Below are 15,819 nucleotides of genomic sequence, written 5' to 3' on the forward strand. Positions count from 1 at the left end.
TATTATAACATATAGAAGAAATGAATCATGAAAAAAATAGAATATTCCGTTGAAGATATAACCTTAGCAAAAGAATATATTCCTAACATCCTCATAGGAAGTGCCTTTGCCTTCGTTAATGAAAAGACAGATAATCAGTTAATCACAGGATTGGCTAAATATTATGGTGCTAAATATTATGAGATTGATGAGAATAGTGATGAGAAAAGAATTATTTCTCTATTCCCTGACGGTTTAACTCTACCCGGATTCACTATTCAACCAAAACGGGATAGTTTCCAAGCTAAACCAATCATCATCTCAGATAAAGAAATATACCGCGCCGCAGAAGATACTATTTATTTACTATTAGTGACACCAAAATGGAGTTCTATTAATTCTCAAACCTCAGTTAAATTAACTATAGAAAATAATGGGTTAACTTATCGCAACCAAATTGTTACATTAGCGACAAAAGGTTTAACCCTAGTTAAGTTAACAGACTTACCAGAAGGAAACTATCGGGTTTCTATCAATGAAGAAGAGGGGGAATGTAGTTTTAGGGTTCTACAATACAGTTTATCGCCTTTTAATGTTCAACTCAAGGAATTTAAACTAGAAGATAATAAGTTAAATTGTAGACTAACTATCGAACAGTACCAAAAAGCCTTTAATAAACCCGTAAAAGTAGAATTAGTAAGTGGGCATAAAACTATAGGGGTAAACTCTGTTAACCCAACAAATCCAGGTGTTTATCAAAGTGAGTTTGAGTTAAAAAAAGAAGTAACTAAAAAATTGGAATTAAAAGTTACATACAAAGACTTAAGCGCCTCGGTTTTAATTCCTGGGTCTCGTAAAGTAGAAAGAAATGAAACTACTATTTGCTCTTTAACTAAAGAGTTTAATGTGAGTCTCATGCCTCATAATCAAGGGAAGATGGTGCGAGGCTTGTATGTAAGAGATAATAGCAGTGTGAATAATAGTCCTGTTGCTATACTAGATATCGCTCCAGAAAATCGTAAAGTAGAACTATCTTGGCGCAGAAATTGCCAGCAAACTAAATTATTAATCTTGGATTTAGCGGGTAATTTACTCCAAGAGATAAATTTAGGAATGAAAAACTCGGGAGAAACCACTGAAATAGACGTAATTCCCCCAGCTTGTATTTTAATGGTTGGCGCTTGGATAGATGAAAAAGCCTGGGAAGGATGGTCAATTTTATTAGCATCAGACAAAGAAGATTTAGAAATAGATACCCCAGAAAATGTTTCTCCTGGAGAAGAAGTAACGATTAAACTAAAATCTACTTATCCTGGTGCTATATATCTAAGTGTAAAAGATAGTCGTTTGATGGGAAATTACCCGGAAACTCGCATGGCAGCAAGTTTAAAGGCAGAGTTTGCCGGGATAAAAAATTGGGCAACAGAGGGATTGGTGAAAAAGACATTATTTGATATTGACCCATCTTTAAAAATAAATAAACCCAAGAATTATGATAATACAAATTTGGCTAAATCTATGCTAAGAAGTTCATCATACTTTCCCTTAGAGAGACGCTTATCAAGGAAAGAGGAGGATGAATTTGATCTATTTATAGAAGAAGAACGTGGTAGTTTTAATCTAGATGAAGAGATATCTGAAGAGATATCAGAATTGGAATACGCTAATATCGATGATATTTTTGGCGCAGAAGAAGTAATAGATACAGAAGAATTAAGAGAAGAGTCAACTAACCCTGAGTATATTCCTAATAAGCGTATTCGCCGCGACTTTACTGATGTGGTATACTGCGATGTGGTAGAAATTGACGAAAATGGAGAAACATCTGTAAGTATCACTTTACCTGATACTATTACCACCTATAGTATTGAAGCCTTTGCCATTGACGAGAATCATCAAGAATGGTGCAGTAAAAAAACCACTATCCTGGCATCTAAACCCCTTTGGGGAGAATTAAAACTGCCTCCCTATATTTATCCCACAGATGAAAGTATAGGAGTTGTTTACATTGGATGTGTAAATAAAGAATTTAAACTGAAATTATACTGTGATGAACAAGCTATTCCCTATAAAGTATCAGGTAAACAGCAATCAAATCAAGATGTTATTCATGGCAGTTTAGTAAAAGTTGAGTTTATCGCTAAACCAGGGAAATGGCGTGCTGAAGTAGAAGACAACACAAGTGGATACATAGACATTACAGAGAAAATAATCTCTCCTATGGGGAGTTTTAAATCAATTGCTAGAAGTTTTCAGTTACTAAGAGAGGGGGAAACAATAAATCGTGCTGAGATAGAAGCTTTACAGTTACGGGTATTGCCATCTATAGATAAACCATTTAATCTTCTGTGTGATGCCACAACTAATTATAAACACTTATGTTGTGAACAAACAGCAGCTAAAGTGATAAGCGCGATCGCATCTTTAATTGGGGGAGGAGATTCAGACAAGCTGATACCAGTGATTATAGCGGGAATTGAGCGACAAATGTCTATGTATCTTCCTAACAAAGGTTTTGCTATGTATCCAGGACAAACAAATCCTAACCAGTACTGGGGAAGAATGGCAGCAGAATATCTGTTAAACTTAACTACAATTAGAGATAGTTTTATCGATCAAAACAATCAACAATTAAAAGATAGTTTAATTGATATTTTAACTATAGCTAAAGAAACTGCCCAAATTTATCAACTCTCTCTAACACCAGAAACTATTAAAACTGGTCAAGAAGCCTATAGGAGTATTAAAGTTAATCAAGGGGAGGAATCTTCAGCGATAAACTATGCCCGCAAATCCCTAAAAACCTTAGCTAATTCTCCCAATAATCAGCGAGGCAAGGTGTTAAATCGTCAAGAAAAGGCTTATTGTGCCGCAACCCTATTAGTAGGGAATAACCCATCAGATATGGATTTAATCATAGCTACAGCCAATGAATTAGCCAACTCTCTCGATGAAAACGGTCGTCTCTATTCTACCGTTGATTCTGTGGCAATGATTGCCTTGATGAGTGAATTAAAAGCCAACAATATCACCTCAGGAAAAGCAACAGTCAAAATAAATAATCAAGTAGTTGATATAGACACAGAGAGAGAAAATATACAAACAATAGAAGTGGTCTCCGGGTGCGCAGTGGCCGAAGTAACCTATGAGATTACGGAAGATTGGAATCAGTTTAGCTATAATATTCCAGTCAAAGCAGAATTTCTCCCCCCACACCGCAGTTTTACCCTAACTCCAACTTATCAACCAGGAGATACTTTTGAACTAACAGTAACTTTACGAGAATATCAACCAGGCTTACTCCTCCATGTATGTTTACCCTCTTGCTTATCCTATCTCCAGGGAGGAGGAGAAGTAAAACGTTTTTCTGTAGACTTTGCTGGAGAAAAACAGTTAAAGATACCTCTACAGGTAACTCAGTCTACTTTACCTGAGGGAGAACATTGGGCCATCCTAGTTCGCAATATGTTTAAAGAAGAAGATGCTGGAAACCCTGGGTTATTAAAATTTCAGACTAAATAGATGGAAATATGAGTCAGTGTATCAACCCCCAATGTTTAGCCACTAATCTTCCTGAGGCTAAATTTTGCCTAAAATGTGGCGATACAATTTTATTACAAGAAAGATACCGCCCCCTTAAACTGATTGGTAGAGGAGGGTTTGCCAAAACATTTCTCACCATAGACGAAGGTAAACCCTCTCAACCCTATTGTGTCATTAAACAGTTTTTTCCCGATAACCAAGGAACTGAGACAATAGAAAAAGCTGAGCAAATGTTTGCTCAAGAAGCAGTACTATTAGAACAACTCGGTAGTCATGAACAAATACCAAAACTTCTAGCCTATTTTACCCACGCAGAAAGACAGTATTTAGTCCAAGTATATATAGAAGGAAGAAATCTTAGTGAAGAATTAGCCCAACAAGGCGCATTTACCGAAGATAGTATTCGTGCCTTACTCCAAGACTTGTTACCAGTTTTACAATTTGCCCATGAAAAAGGAGTAATTCATCGTGATGTTAAACCGGAAAATATCATCAAAAGAAGTAGTGACCAAAAACCCATCTTAGTAGACTTTGGTGCCGCTAAATATATTCATCTCAATCCCGTTAACGTCACTGGTACAATTATTGGGTCTGCGGAGTATGTAGCACCAGAGCAAGCAAGAGGTAGGCCGGAACCTAGTAGCGATTTATACGGTTTAGGAGTAACCTGTATTCATTTATTAACAAAAAAAAGTCCCTTTGATTTATTCGATACAGTAGATTTTTCCTGGTGTTGGCGAGACTTTCTAGGGGAAAACAAAATTAGTGAAAATTTAGGGCAAATTATTGATAAATTGATTCAACCAGGGACGAGAAAACGTTACTCTCAGGCAAAGGAAGTATTAGCAGAATTGAATTCTCAGCAAATTCTTCTCAAAAACTCATCACTACTATCTGCTCAATTTAGCTTTGAAGTAGTTACTGTGGACAAAATGGGGTTAATTCAAAGCCGTCAGCAAACAGTCCCCTATCAGCGTCTGGATTTAGATAGAGAAGTTAGTATCGATTTAGTTGAGATACCATCCGGGAGTTTTCTCATTGGTTCATCTTCTGCTAAGGGACGTAATAATGAACGTCCTCCACATCAAGTTAGAGTTTCTGGTTTCCTCCTGGGAAAATATCCTGTAACCCAAGTCCAATGGAATCTTATTGCTTCTCGGGATGATTTACAAGTAGATAAAAAACTAAAAGTCAATCCCGCCTATTTCAAACATCCCCATAAACCTGTAGAACAAGTAAACTGGTTAGATGCTGTAGAATTTTGTCAGCGTCTATCTCAATTAACTAATAGAGAGTTTAGATTACCCAGTGAGGCAGAATGGGAATATGCCTGTCGCGCTGGAACTACTACCCCCTACTACTTTGGAGAGATAATTACCCCAGAATTAGCTAACTATGATATTTCTACAACTAAAACATCTGAATCAGAAGAACAAGAAATTAGACAGACTACCCCTGTAGGCGAATTTCCAGCTAATCCCTTCGGATTATACGATATGCACGGAAATGTCTGGGAATGGTGTGCCGATGATTGGCATGATAATTATTACTATGCTCCTACTAATAGTAATCCCTGGATAACGAGTAATCTACAATTTAACTCCCTTGCTGTGCTACGGGGAGGTTCTTGGTTTGACTATCCCCTAAGTTGTCGTTCTGCTAGTCGTTTGAGTACGGGAAGAGGTTCTTCTCGAAATTTTATTGGTTTTCGTCTGGCTTCTAGTATGATATGATACGCACATCCGGTTATCAAAATGTAGTAAGCGAAGAATCTTTTTTGTTACTTTGGTCACCCCCATCCAGGTTTTTGTAAGATAAATATCTTCATTTTATATACCCCAGTTAAAAACAAGGTTCGTAGTTGGACTTTAGTCCAAAAGGCGCAGAAAAGATTGGATTTTATTGGTAAGATTGGAAAGTATGATACGGAAAATCTACCTCACTTGCTTCTCGAATTGCTATAAATTGAACTGTGAAGATAAGGGAACAGGGAACAGAGAAGAGATGGGAGTAAAATATGGCTATATCTCTAGAGAAAACTAAAATTCCCTTGCTTAATTAGATAAAAAAATATTATAATAAATGTTTGTGTAAAAGTGAAATAAGAAAAATGCCTAAATTAAAAACTCGCAAAGCTGCGGCGAAACGCTTTCGCATGACAGCAACCGGGAAAATAATTCGCCGTAGTGCAAATCGTAACCACTTACTACAGCATAAAAGTACCGAACGCAAACGCCGTTTATGGAAGCTAACTCTTGTAGACGAAAGTGATGAAAAAAATGTACGCCTAATGCTTCCATATTCTTAAAAAACCCCCAAGTAAAAAAAAAGCAAAAACAGTATTGTTATAGGAAAAAATAACAGCAACTATGACTAGAGTAAAAAGAGGGAATGTAGCCCGAAAACGCCGTAAAAAGATTCTTAAATTAGCAAAAGGTTATAGAGGATCTCATTCAAAACTATTTCGGACCGCCAATCAACAGGTAATGAAAGCCTTACGCAACGCTTACCGCGATCGCCGGAAGCGTAAACGTGATTTTCGTCGTCTGTGGATTACTAGAATCAACGCCGCCGCTAGACAACATGGCACAAGTTACAGTAAACTAACAGGACAACTAAAAAAGGCTAATATCGAAATTAATCGTAAAATGTTAGCTCAATTAGCAGTACTAAACCCAGAAGCTTTCACCAAAGTGGTAGAATTAGCTAATCAAGCTTAGGATGATAAATAGCCCCTTGAATTTGCAATTAGAGAGCAGCTTATACAGCGGCTCTCAATTTACTATCTAGGGCTTTTCAAAGGAGATTTTTCTATGTTACCAGCAGCAGAAGCGACCAAAATAATCCTAGATTTAGTGCAACCTCTTAAGGAAACAGAAACTGTAGACTTAAACAGAGCATTTGGTCGCATTTTAGCAGCATCAGTAAGCAGTAATCTGGATTTTCCCTACTGGGATAACTCAGCTATGGATGGCTATGCAGTTAACTATCAAGATGTAGCCTCCATCAACCCTCAACAACCAGTAGAATTAAAAGTAGTGAGTGAAATTCCTGCGGGCAAAGTTCCCAGCACCACAATTAAACCAGGTGAAGCAGCTCGCATCTTTACGGGATCCATGTTACCACCAGGGGCCGATACCATAATAATACAAGAAAATAGTCAACAACAGGGCGATCGCGTTACCATTTTACAGGCGCCAGAGGAATTGGGAGCTTTTGTGAGACGCCAGGGAGAATACTATCAAGGCGGTGCCCCTTTACTAGGTGCCGGAATACCCATAAAAGCACCAGAAATTGCTGTTTTAGCCACTATTCAAGCTACCCAAATCCCCGTTTATCGTCTGCCACGAGTAGCTATTTTCTCTACGGGAGATGAATTAATCACTCCCGAGCAAAATTTACAACCGGGAAAAATCGTTGATTCAAATCAATATGCCCTCACCGCCTTTGTATCAAGTCAGGGTGCAATTCCCCACCCATTAGGTATAGTCTCAGATAATCGGCAAAAACTGAGAGAAAAAATTGCTCAATCCCTAGAAACAGGGGATATAGTCCTCTCTACCGGAGGGGTTTCTGTGGGTAGTTATGACTATGTTGAGGAAATTATCGAAGAGTTAGGAGGAGATATTCAAATTCGCTCTGTTGCCGTTAAACCCGGTAAACCCCTAACGGTAGCCAAATTTAATTCAGGTGCTATTTATTTCGGTATCCCCGGCAATCCTGTTTCTGCCTTAGTTAGTTGTTGGCGCTTTGTGATGCCAGCTTTACGCAAGCTTTCTGGATACAAAAATAATTGGTCTCCTGAATGGGTGCAGGCAAAAACTAAAGACAGACTAACTAGTGGTGGAAAAAGAGAAACTTATCTTTGGGGTAAACTGGAGTTAAATTCAGGAGTCTTTCAGTTTACTTTAGCATCTGGTAGTCGTAGCTCTGGTAATTTAATCAACCTAGCAGAAACTAATGCTTTAGCAGTATTACCTGTGGGAGAAACAGTTATTCAAGCGGGTGCCGATGTCTTAGTTATGAAGATTAGCTAAAGCATTGAGAGCGTGTAATTTTACTGCTTGATTAGAATCTGTAGCCAACTTCTCTAAAATCGGTTGTGCTGAGATAGTACGCAATTTTCCCCAAGTATAAACCAAATTTTGTTTAACTAAGGGTACTTGTAACAAGGGGTGTCCAGAAAAGAAAAAGTCTATAAGATAGCTACCTGCCTGTTTTTGTAGTTCTTGATTTTCAATTCTGCCAAAGACACGAATAATTTCTATAACACTAGTTTCACTAACTATATATATAGATTGAAAGAGATATTCTAAACTTATCGATGTTTCTAGCCAAGCTAGAGCTTGAATCAGAGTAACTTGTAAGGGAATAGGAGTATGAGGAGCTTTCAAGGTCTCAAATAAAATCTGTGCTGATTCTTCCTGTTTAAGTTTACTCAATGCTATTGCTGTTTGCTGACACACATCTAAAGATAAATCCTGAAGCAAAGGTGCCAAATGGTTACACAAATTTAATTCTCCTGCTAAATCTGACCTAGAACCTAGACCAATTACTGCTTCGCGGCGTACATCTGCTTTTAAATCTCCCAAAGCTTCAATTAAGAGAGGGGGGATACGTGAATCGTGGAAACTACTTAAGGTCTCCACGGCTATTTTACGCACGGTGGAATCTCTGTCTTTTACTAGGGGTAGCAGAGGTTCAATTACTTCTGGGCGGCGAATTTGGGCTAAAGATTTTGCTGCTAATATTCTTAATTCTGGTTGATTTAATAATTCTACTAAAGGCTCAATGGCTTCTCTATCTATCTGACTGAGAGACTCTGCTGCAATCTCTTGTAAGTCTTCTATTTTAGTTTCACTAAAAACTTTCACTAAACTGATAATTACTTCTGGTTGTTTGAAATTACCTAATATTTTCCCGGCGAACCATCTGTGCTCTATTTCTTGCTCCTTGTCTTCCCAAATTAGTTGCAAAGGCTTGACTACTCTTGTTTCTAGTTTGATTAATACCTTAGTAATCTCCCAACGTTCTTGAAAATCTCCTTCTGCTAGGATAACTAGCGCTAATTCTGCTATATACTCTAAGTCATCTTCTGTTAACTCCTCTGTGTGGTCAAGCAATTGACGCAGATGGTGTGCCATTGTAGACCAGTCTTGTTGTTGACTTATTAATTCTAGTTCTTTTAAAAGTTTAGACATATATATAACTATATTAGTTGCTACTTATTACTTTAACAAGAATCAGCGCCCTTATGGGGCAAGCCTTGGAATAGGGGGCAAGCCGTAGGGTAAGGGCGCAAGCCTTGGAATAGGGCGCAAGCCGTAGGGTAAGGGCGCAAGCCTTGGAATAGGGCGCAAGTATGAGCGCCCCTACAACTAACTCCAATCTTGAATTTCTTCTAAATTAAGTTTTTCATGTCCTAATTTTCCACTGGCGTAGATTTGACGAGTTTTTTCGTAGAGAGTTTCTGGTGTTAATCCCCAGGTTTGCAAAATTGTCTGTAAATCTTGATGTACACCTCGGGCACCAGGAAAGTTTTGATAGCGAATTAGTAATCTGGCTACCTCTGTCAGATTTTCTGAGGTGGCTTCTTCTTGAAGAATTCTAGTTAGGATTTGGCGATCTCTATTTTCCTGAGGATGTTGTGGTTCTTTCATTAATATCTTTATTCTATTAACTCTTCTTGTAATTCTTCTTCTATTAACTCTTCTTCTATTAATTCTTCTTCTAATCCTTCTTCTGTTAATTCTTCTGGGGAAGTTACCACCACTTCTGGTATTTCCCACACTCTAATCAGGCGATCATAACTTCCTGTAGCTAGTTTTCTGCCATCATTACTAAATGCTAAAGACTCTACCCAATCTGTATGTCCTGATATACGGGTAATAAATTCTCCCCTTTCTATATCCCATATACGTACACCATCATTAGCAGCACTTGCTAAGGTTTTACCATCAGGATTGAGAGTCATGGCTCTAATTCTACCTCTGTGACCAGTTAAGGTGTATAGTAACTGTCTATTTTGTAAATTCCATACTTTGATAATGCCATCATGACTACATGTAATTAATTTTTCTCCATCTGGGGTAAAAATCAAGCCATTAACAGTTTCCCTGTGGGGTTCTATCTCTGCTATTTCTCTTCTTTGTCTGACATTCCATATTTTTACTTTCCCATTTTTATGTCCTGTAGCGATAATATAGCCATTGGGATGTATACTAACAGCATAGGTTGGATCTCCTACACCATCTAAGATATATGCTGGGCGTTGTGGGGTCAGATTCCAGACCCGAATACCATCTAAACCTCCTGTTACCATGACGCGACTATCAGGAGATACATCTATATCTAAAATATTGTTTCGGTGTTCAAAAAAGGTTGATAAAAATTCTCCTGTTGGCCAATTCCAAATATTAATACCTGCGTCTTCTCCTGTAGTAATCATCCGTTCTCCGTTAGGACTAAAGACGATATCATATACTCCTGTGCGTTGGGCACGAATTTCCTCTACTTTTTCTCCTGTTTCTATAGACCAAAATCTCAGAGTTGGATCGTTGTAACTTCCTCCACTAACTAAAGTCTCGCCATCAGGGCTAAAGGCCAATGCCTCTATAACTGCATTATGACCTCTAAAAGTATATAATAATCTTGGTGTTTTCCAGAGGCTAACATTTTCTATCGGTATTAATACGTTTTCTTCGACAATAGGTTGTGCTTTAGCTGGATTAATAGGAATAGTAATAATAGCTAAACTAGTTAATATAGCCAATTTTAATTTATTTAATTTCATTTTTTTAGATTTTTCCCCAGGTTTTTCCCTATAGAATATGATAAATCCTTTTTTTTTACAATAGATGAATAATTGTTAAGCAAAATCACATATTGGGCTAAGAAGCCACACATCTTTTGAGTGCAGTAATCAGGATTGTCCATGGACTGGAGATAGTTTACAAAATCTTGAAAACTATTCATCTAAAAGCCCACATCTGTACCGAAGGTCAGTGTGGGTAGTTTACTCTTTATCTGGTATTAATCTACAATTTTAGTAATTAAATTTTAGTCATTCCTCTACTTATACTTACTACTTATACTTACTACTTATACTTGCTACTTATACTTGCTACTTATACTTACTTGGGTGTTTTAAAGTAGGTAATGGAGTAGGTACTGAACTAGGCGGTAACATTTGTCGGGATACTTGACTAGTTATTTCAGCGTTATTTTTCTGTCCTTGCAACCATCTCATGGCGGCAGCTAAAAGAATCATTACCACTCCGAAAGAAAGTAATGTCCAGCGCTCACCTACACCTCCTATCACTGCATCTACTGCTCCCACAATCACAATAAAGCTAGAGATAGGTTCTTTGCGATAAGTTGTTTTTAAAAAGCGAGGTAATATATTGTTAATCATTAGTTATTTATTGCTAATCGATTTAGATCTCAACTTTATTTAGTTGCTTCTAGGTTTCTTCTTCTATTTTAGACTAACTTTAGACTAACTATTGTAAACCTAGCCACGCTAATAAACCTTGCTTTGTCGTATACTCGATAATTATAGTTAGTAGGAAGCCAATCATTGCTGCTCTCCCATTCAACCGTTCTGCATATTCATTGAAACCAAATTTTGGTTCTTCTAACTTAGGTTGATTGGTTGGTTGCTGTTCTGTTTGTGATTCTGTCATAGATATTTTTACTCTCAAAAGTAAGATTTTGTCATCACTCATATAGTAACAGATAAGTTACGGAAAATGCTTGAGCTAAGAGAGAATTTTTCTAAAATTTTGAGTGAAGTCAAAAGAATTCCGAATTCCTTTGACTCCTGACACCTGACACCTAGTGTCATTGTTTGACTATTGGTGAGTTTAAATCATCCTCTTTCTTTTTAGAAAGGTCTTGTTTTTTCGGTCGTTTATAACCAGGAATTTCCTGAGTAGGAGGTTCTATGTCCTCTATCCAACCCCAGCAATTTTTTGAGGGAATAAACTTGAATTTGGCTTGAATAAACCATTTAGGTGGTAAATCCTCCTTAGCTATCTTGGGATTAAATCGAAAAGGACTAGCTTCGTCCTCTCGACGCATTAACACGGGTAAATGAGAGGCTTTGTATTTATCTGTATAATCATTGCTACCACGATTGCGATAAACCGAAATAACCGGGGTTCTAACTTGGGGAACAAATTGCCAAATTCCTCGAAAAATATAGATATTTGGTTCAGACCATTGATTTTCTTCAGCCCAGGCAACTACCTGAAAATAAATCTGTGGTGGTTTACGAGCAATAATTTGGTATTTTGGGTATACTCTAAGATATAAAGGTTTATCCGGTTGGTTCTCTACTTGTTTGAGCCAACCTCTATACTTAGCAGGAAAAACAAATAGGCGATATTTATTCCCACCTATTTTGATATAGAAACCAAGCTCACTATCTTGTTTGACTTCTCCATAGAGAGTAGTGATTGCCTGAAAAAATGATGAGTTTTCTGGCTTTTTCTCTTCCTGATTATCTTCCTCAGAATGATCATCTAACAGATTAGTTCTTTTCTCATCTGTTAACCCTTCTACTGGATTACTGGGAGTTGTCTCAGCGATAGATTCGGCTTTTTTTATATTAGACATGGAAAAAGTAGTCATATTATTAATTTTTGTACACCCTAATTTTGACAAGGAATTTTAACTTGGGATGAGAGAGAAGCTCTGATCCAATAATGTGCTTTTAAAGAGCTTTATTTTGCATTTTAACCTAGGTTATCTTTTGTTTACTAATGTTATGTCAAATTTAGATGAAATTTTCATCTTACAAATTCTTATTTAGATTATACTTAACTTACTAAATTATTAACTATATAAATTTTTTATTTTTTTTCTACAAAACAATTATAAAAATTCATAATTCATTTTTTTAAATACTATAATATGCCCCTTTACTAAATTGGATATTATCATATTAAAATTAAGAATGCAAACAATCATCTATGTTTTTTAGCCTATGTCTCCTTTACCAGAATATCGTCCAGCAAAAACCTCTCTCGGTCCTTTGGAAACAGAAATTTTAGAAATTATCTGGGACTTGGGCAAGGTAACAGTTAGAGATGTTCATGAAAAAATTTTAAGTGATCCTGATCGCGAACTAGCTTATGCTTCTGTTACGACGATAATGCAAAGATTAACAAAAAAAGGCTGGCTAAAGTGCTCAAAAGAAAAACGGTCTTTTTCCTGGGAAGCATTAGTATCTAAAGAAGAGGCAAAGGCAATTACGGCCTACGAAAAATTACAAAACTTTCTCAATGTGGGAAATCCTGATGTAATAGCAAGTTTTGCAGATAGTTTAGATGTAGCGAGTGTGAAACAGTTAGAAGCGATCGCCAAGCGCCTAGAAGAAGTACGCAAAAAAAAGGAGCAATAAAACCATGCACCTAGTAATGATCTTACTTATATTAGCAATAGCGGGATTTATTCGTTTATTGACCGCCTCAGGCGGTAACCCCCAAGCCGCGGATTTTAAATCCGGGGAACCAGTTACACCGGATAATTTTCATCAAAGCAGTGTATTTTGTTATTTTCTGTTACCTCCTTTACTATTGCTTAGTACAGCTATAGCTATAGTATGTATGGGACCAGAAGGTCAAATGTTTGGATTACAGGCAAGTTGGATTAGTTATTTACTAGCTTGGAGTTATCTAGTTGGTAGCTTTTTGATTCTACTGAATCATACACATCAAGTGTATGTACAATCAAAAAATATGGCTAATTACACTCAAGAAATAGTCTTAGATAAATCAGTTTACCTCATCGAAACTGATTTTCCCTATTGTGCTCAAATTGGCCTGTGGCAATCTAAAATTATCATGAGTCGTGGTTTACTCAAAAGTCTCAATGAAGAAGAGTTAAGGGCTGTTATCGCTCACGAAGAAGCTCACGCCTACTATTTAGATAATTTGTGCTTCTTTGGGTTAGGCTGGTTACGAACTTGTAGCAGTTGGTTACCCTATACATCTAAACTTTGGCAACACATGTTAACAATTCGGGAGTTGAGAGCAGACTATTGGAGCGCTCAAAGAGTAGATAAGTTAATTTTAGCCCAAGCTTTATTAAACTTAGCCACACAAGTGAATAGTTATTTAAACAAACAACCAGATTGGAATTTTGCCATAGAATTAAGCGATGGAAATAGCCAACGTTTAACCCAAAGAGTGGAAGCCTTGTTAACAGAGTGCAAATATCCTCAAGAGTATAAGTGGCGTTGGTTGAGTTTGAGTTTACTGCCCTTGTTAACAATTTTGTTACATAGTTAATCATCAGTAGCAATTGTTACATAATCTTGACATTGTCTTTGATAATGTAAAGACAAGTAAAAATTATAATTAATAAGGCTGAGTAAAACTTGGTGTCAATATTAATAGTAGAAGGGAATCCCCACTTGCGATCGCTTTTAGGATGGCATTTGCAAGAGGCATCATATATAGTAGAAAACCGTGCTAACATTCAGCAAGCGAGAAGTTTACTATTAAATCAAAATCGTCAGTACACATTAGTGATTATAGATTCTGATTTACCAGATGGGGATGGAATCGAATTTTGTGAATGGCTTTATAATCAAGGACAATCGTTGATTTTAATACTCTCAGCTCGAAATACTGAAAAAGATATAGTAAGAGGGCTAAGGGCAGGGGCAGACGACTACTTGACAAAACCCTTTGGAATGCAAGAATTAAAAGCTAGAGTAGAAGCATTGATAAGACGTCAAAGAGTCAATGCAGCTCCTCTGGCTCTCGATTATGGATTATTGAAAATAGATGTAGTTCATCGTTGTGTAGAATTCCAAGGAGAATTAGTAGAGTTAACACCTCAGGAGTTTAGCTTACTATATGTCTTAGCTCAAGCTCAGGGAAATCCCCTAACTCGCTCAGAATTACTACAAAGAGCCTGGCCAGATGCCATAGATAATCCCCGGACAATAGATACTCACGTACTGTCTCTAAGAAAGAAAATAGAAATAGATCCCAGACAACCGAGTTTAATTCAAACAGTACGCAATGTGGGCTATAGATTCAACCCCGAAGCGATAAACTTGCAAGAAATAACACTAGAACAACAATTATCTCCAGCCCAGTGAATTCGGAATTATACTAAATACGGTTTCCACGCCTCTTTTTTTTGACTGCATTGGAAAGCTCCCTTGCTCCCGGTGCTAATTTAGTATCATAGTCGGAAATCTTGACGATTCAACTCTCTCAAACGCTCAATAAAAGTTAGATACTTTTGAAGAATATCTTCTGCTTCCTTGAGAAAAAATAAATCTTGCTGTGAAAGCTGATTTTTTTTAGCCAGTCTTTCTAATTTAGATTTTTGTCTGATTAGTTCCAAAATCTTGACTATTTCACTACTTTCTAACTCTTGAGTTAGAGATTGAAAACTATCAGCTACTTCTAAAATACCATCTTCTATAGAATCAAGAATACCGTCAAAACCAGGATTACTGTAGCGATAACTGCTGTCGTCGCGAGGGTTTTTTTTTGCTCAACTTGCACTAGAGACCCTGAATTAGTAGGAATTAATTGACTTGATTGAACACGATTAGATAAACCGCGCCAAACGTGCATTTTTTGTAAATCAACGTCAGACTTAATCGTAGTGACTACTACTAGTAACTGATGTTGTTTCAGAAGCTGGTTAGCTTGCATTTCTAAAGCAATTTCTTGGCGGAGATTTTCGCAATTATGACCTATTTGACAATTAGGATCCAAGTTATGATGATGGCTAAGATAAATAGAATCAGGTATTTTGAGTAACTTATGATTATCAATGGTAAAACCATAATCACAACTCTCATTTCTATCAATTACCTCTTCCACTAGTTCAGCTAATCTAGCTTGTAAAGCAGCTACAGTAATAGCTCTAACCATATCCTCCTCTTCTTCTTCTGAAGCGATCCAAACTAAAGAATTACGAATTTTACGCCCCATAAAATCTAGTTGAGCATTAGTAGCGGCTAAGCCAGTAACTAGTAAAACTAGATTCTTTTGTATACGAGCTAAAACCAGAGAAAACTTATGACTATCAATTAGAGAGACTAAACTAGGGTAACCAGAGGCGATCGCCTGATTGAGAAAACTGGGAGTTTCTTGAACTTGATTTTCCTGGTCAATCAATAGCCAACGGTAGTCATCTTCAGGATCTACTCCTCTACTTTGTACATAAATCTTCATAATCATGCCTCATCTTTAGATACTTAACCATTTTTCACCGCTTCTAAAAATCTACTCAAATTTACTCAAACAGCAAAATAAGACAGAA

At 37.0% G+C, this 15,819-nt stretch carries 16 protein-coding genes; 8 read left to right on the forward strand and 8 right to left on the reverse strand.

From position 1 onward, the window contains the following. Nucleotides 1-27 precede the first annotated feature (27 nt). The 5 genes from MW688_RS23910 to MW688_RS23930 all read left to right on the forward strand — a co-directional run bounded on the left by MW688_RS23910 (nt 28) and on the right by MW688_RS23930 (nt 7,559). On the forward strand, nt 28-3,501 hold the full coding sequence (locus MW688_RS23910; protein WP_486738519.1) for an alpha-2-macroglobulin family protein: 3,474 nt from the start codon (nt 28-30) through the stop codon (nt 3,499-3,501). Between the two features lie 8 nt (nt 3,502-3,509). Continuing rightward, entirely contained in the window at nt 3,510-5,255 is a 1,746-nt protein-coding gene (locus MW688_RS23915) for an SUMF1/EgtB/PvdO family nonheme iron enzyme (protein ID WP_486738520.1), read from the forward strand. Nucleotides 5,256-5,632: 377 nt separating this feature from the next. Then, nucleotides 5,633-5,830 carry a 50S ribosomal protein L35 gene (rpmI, locus tag MW688_RS23920; protein ID WP_486738536.1) on the forward strand — a complete coding sequence of 66 codons (198 nt, stop codon included), beginning with the start codon at nt 5,633-5,635 and terminating at the stop codon, nt 5,828-5,830. Between the two features lie 61 nt (nt 5,831-5,891). Then, nucleotides 5,892-6,242, forward strand: coding sequence for a 50S ribosomal protein L20 (gene rplT / locus MW688_RS23925; protein WP_486738521.1), 351 nt, complete (start codon nt 5,892-5,894; stop codon nt 6,240-6,242). Between the two features lie 93 nt (nt 6,243-6,335). Next, nucleotides 6,336-7,559 carry a molybdopterin molybdotransferase MoeA gene (locus tag MW688_RS23930; RefSeq protein WP_486738522.1) on the forward strand — a complete coding sequence of 408 codons (1,224 nt, stop codon included), beginning with the start codon at nt 6,336-6,338 and terminating at the stop codon, nt 7,557-7,559. On the opposite strand, the gene MW688_RS23935 is transcribed toward MW688_RS23930, so the two are convergent. The 6 genes from MW688_RS23935 to MW688_RS23960 all read right to left on the reverse strand — a co-directional run bounded on the left by MW688_RS23935 (nt 7,539) and on the right by MW688_RS23960 (nt 12,156). Continuing rightward, nucleotides 7,539-8,723, reverse strand: a complete 1,185-nt coding sequence (locus MW688_RS23935) for a HEAT repeat domain-containing protein (protein ID WP_486738523.1) — start codon at nt 8,721-8,723, stop codon at nt 7,539-7,541. The two genes, MW688_RS23930 and MW688_RS23935, sit on opposite strands and share 21 nt — an antisense overlap. Nucleotides 8,724-8,900: 177 nt before the next feature. Continuing rightward, nucleotides 8,901-9,182, reverse strand: coding sequence for a DUF3288 family protein (locus MW688_RS23940; RefSeq protein WP_486738524.1), 282 nt, complete (start codon nt 9,180-9,182; stop codon nt 8,901-8,903). Between the two features lie 8 nt (nt 9,183-9,190). Continuing rightward, on the reverse strand, nt 9,191-10,315 hold the full coding sequence (locus tag MW688_RS23945; protein WP_486738525.1) for a WD40 repeat domain-containing protein: 1,125 nt from the start codon (nt 10,313-10,315) through the stop codon (nt 9,191-9,193). Between the two features lie 330 nt (nt 10,316-10,645). Beyond that, nucleotides 10,646-10,936 (reverse strand): hypothetical protein, encoded by a 291-nt coding sequence (locus tag MW688_RS23950; RefSeq protein ID WP_486738526.1) that lies wholly within the window; start codon nt 10,934-10,936, stop codon nt 10,646-10,648. A gap of 88 nt (nt 10,937-11,024) precedes the next feature. After that, nucleotides 11,025-11,207: a hypothetical protein gene (locus MW688_RS23955; protein ID WP_486738527.1), complete on the reverse strand. Its 183-nt coding sequence runs from the start codon at nt 11,205-11,207 to the stop codon at nt 11,025-11,027. Between the two features lie 157 nt (nt 11,208-11,364). Continuing rightward, nucleotides 11,365-12,156 carry a hypothetical protein gene (locus MW688_RS23960; RefSeq protein WP_486738528.1) on the reverse strand — a complete coding sequence of 264 codons (792 nt, stop codon included), beginning with the start codon at nt 12,154-12,156 and terminating at the stop codon, nt 11,365-11,367. Between the two features lie 355 nt (nt 12,157-12,511). Here MW688_RS23960 and MW688_RS23965 point away from each other — a divergent pair, with 355 nt between their 5' ends. The 3 genes from MW688_RS23965 to MW688_RS23975 all read left to right on the forward strand — a co-directional run bounded on the left by MW688_RS23965 (nt 12,512) and on the right by MW688_RS23975 (nt 14,638). Next, nucleotides 12,512-12,928 carry a BlaI/MecI/CopY family transcriptional regulator gene (locus tag MW688_RS23965; RefSeq protein WP_486738529.1) on the forward strand — a complete coding sequence of 139 codons (417 nt, stop codon included), beginning with the start codon at nt 12,512-12,514 and terminating at the stop codon, nt 12,926-12,928. Between the two features lie 4 nt (nt 12,929-12,932). After that, nucleotides 12,933-13,817: a M56 family metallopeptidase gene (locus MW688_RS23970; RefSeq protein WP_486738530.1), complete on the forward strand. Its 885-nt coding sequence runs from the start codon at nt 12,933-12,935 to the stop codon at nt 13,815-13,817. 89 nt (nt 13,818-13,906) lie between these two features. After that, nucleotides 13,907-14,638 (forward strand): response regulator transcription factor, encoded by a 732-nt coding sequence (locus tag MW688_RS23975; RefSeq protein ID WP_486738531.1) that lies wholly within the window; start codon nt 13,907-13,909, stop codon nt 14,636-14,638. An 86-nt stretch (nt 14,639-14,724) separates the two neighbouring features. Here MW688_RS23975 and MW688_RS23980 read toward each other — a convergent pair whose 3' ends face one another. Together MW688_RS23980 and MW688_RS23985 are read right to left on the reverse strand one after the other, a co-directional pair. Further along, nucleotides 14,725-14,889, reverse strand: coding sequence for a hypothetical protein (locus MW688_RS23980; RefSeq protein ID WP_486738532.1), 165 nt, complete (start codon nt 14,887-14,889; stop codon nt 14,725-14,727). A gap of 77 nt (nt 14,890-14,966) precedes the next feature. After that, a complete protein-coding gene (locus MW688_RS23985) occupies nt 14,967-15,731 on the reverse strand; it encodes a hypothetical protein (protein WP_486738533.1) in 765 nt (254 codons plus the stop codon). Nucleotides 15,732-15,819: the final 88 nt, after the last annotated feature.

The sequence above is a fragment of the Johannesbaptistia floridana genome, from assembly GCF_057440575.1.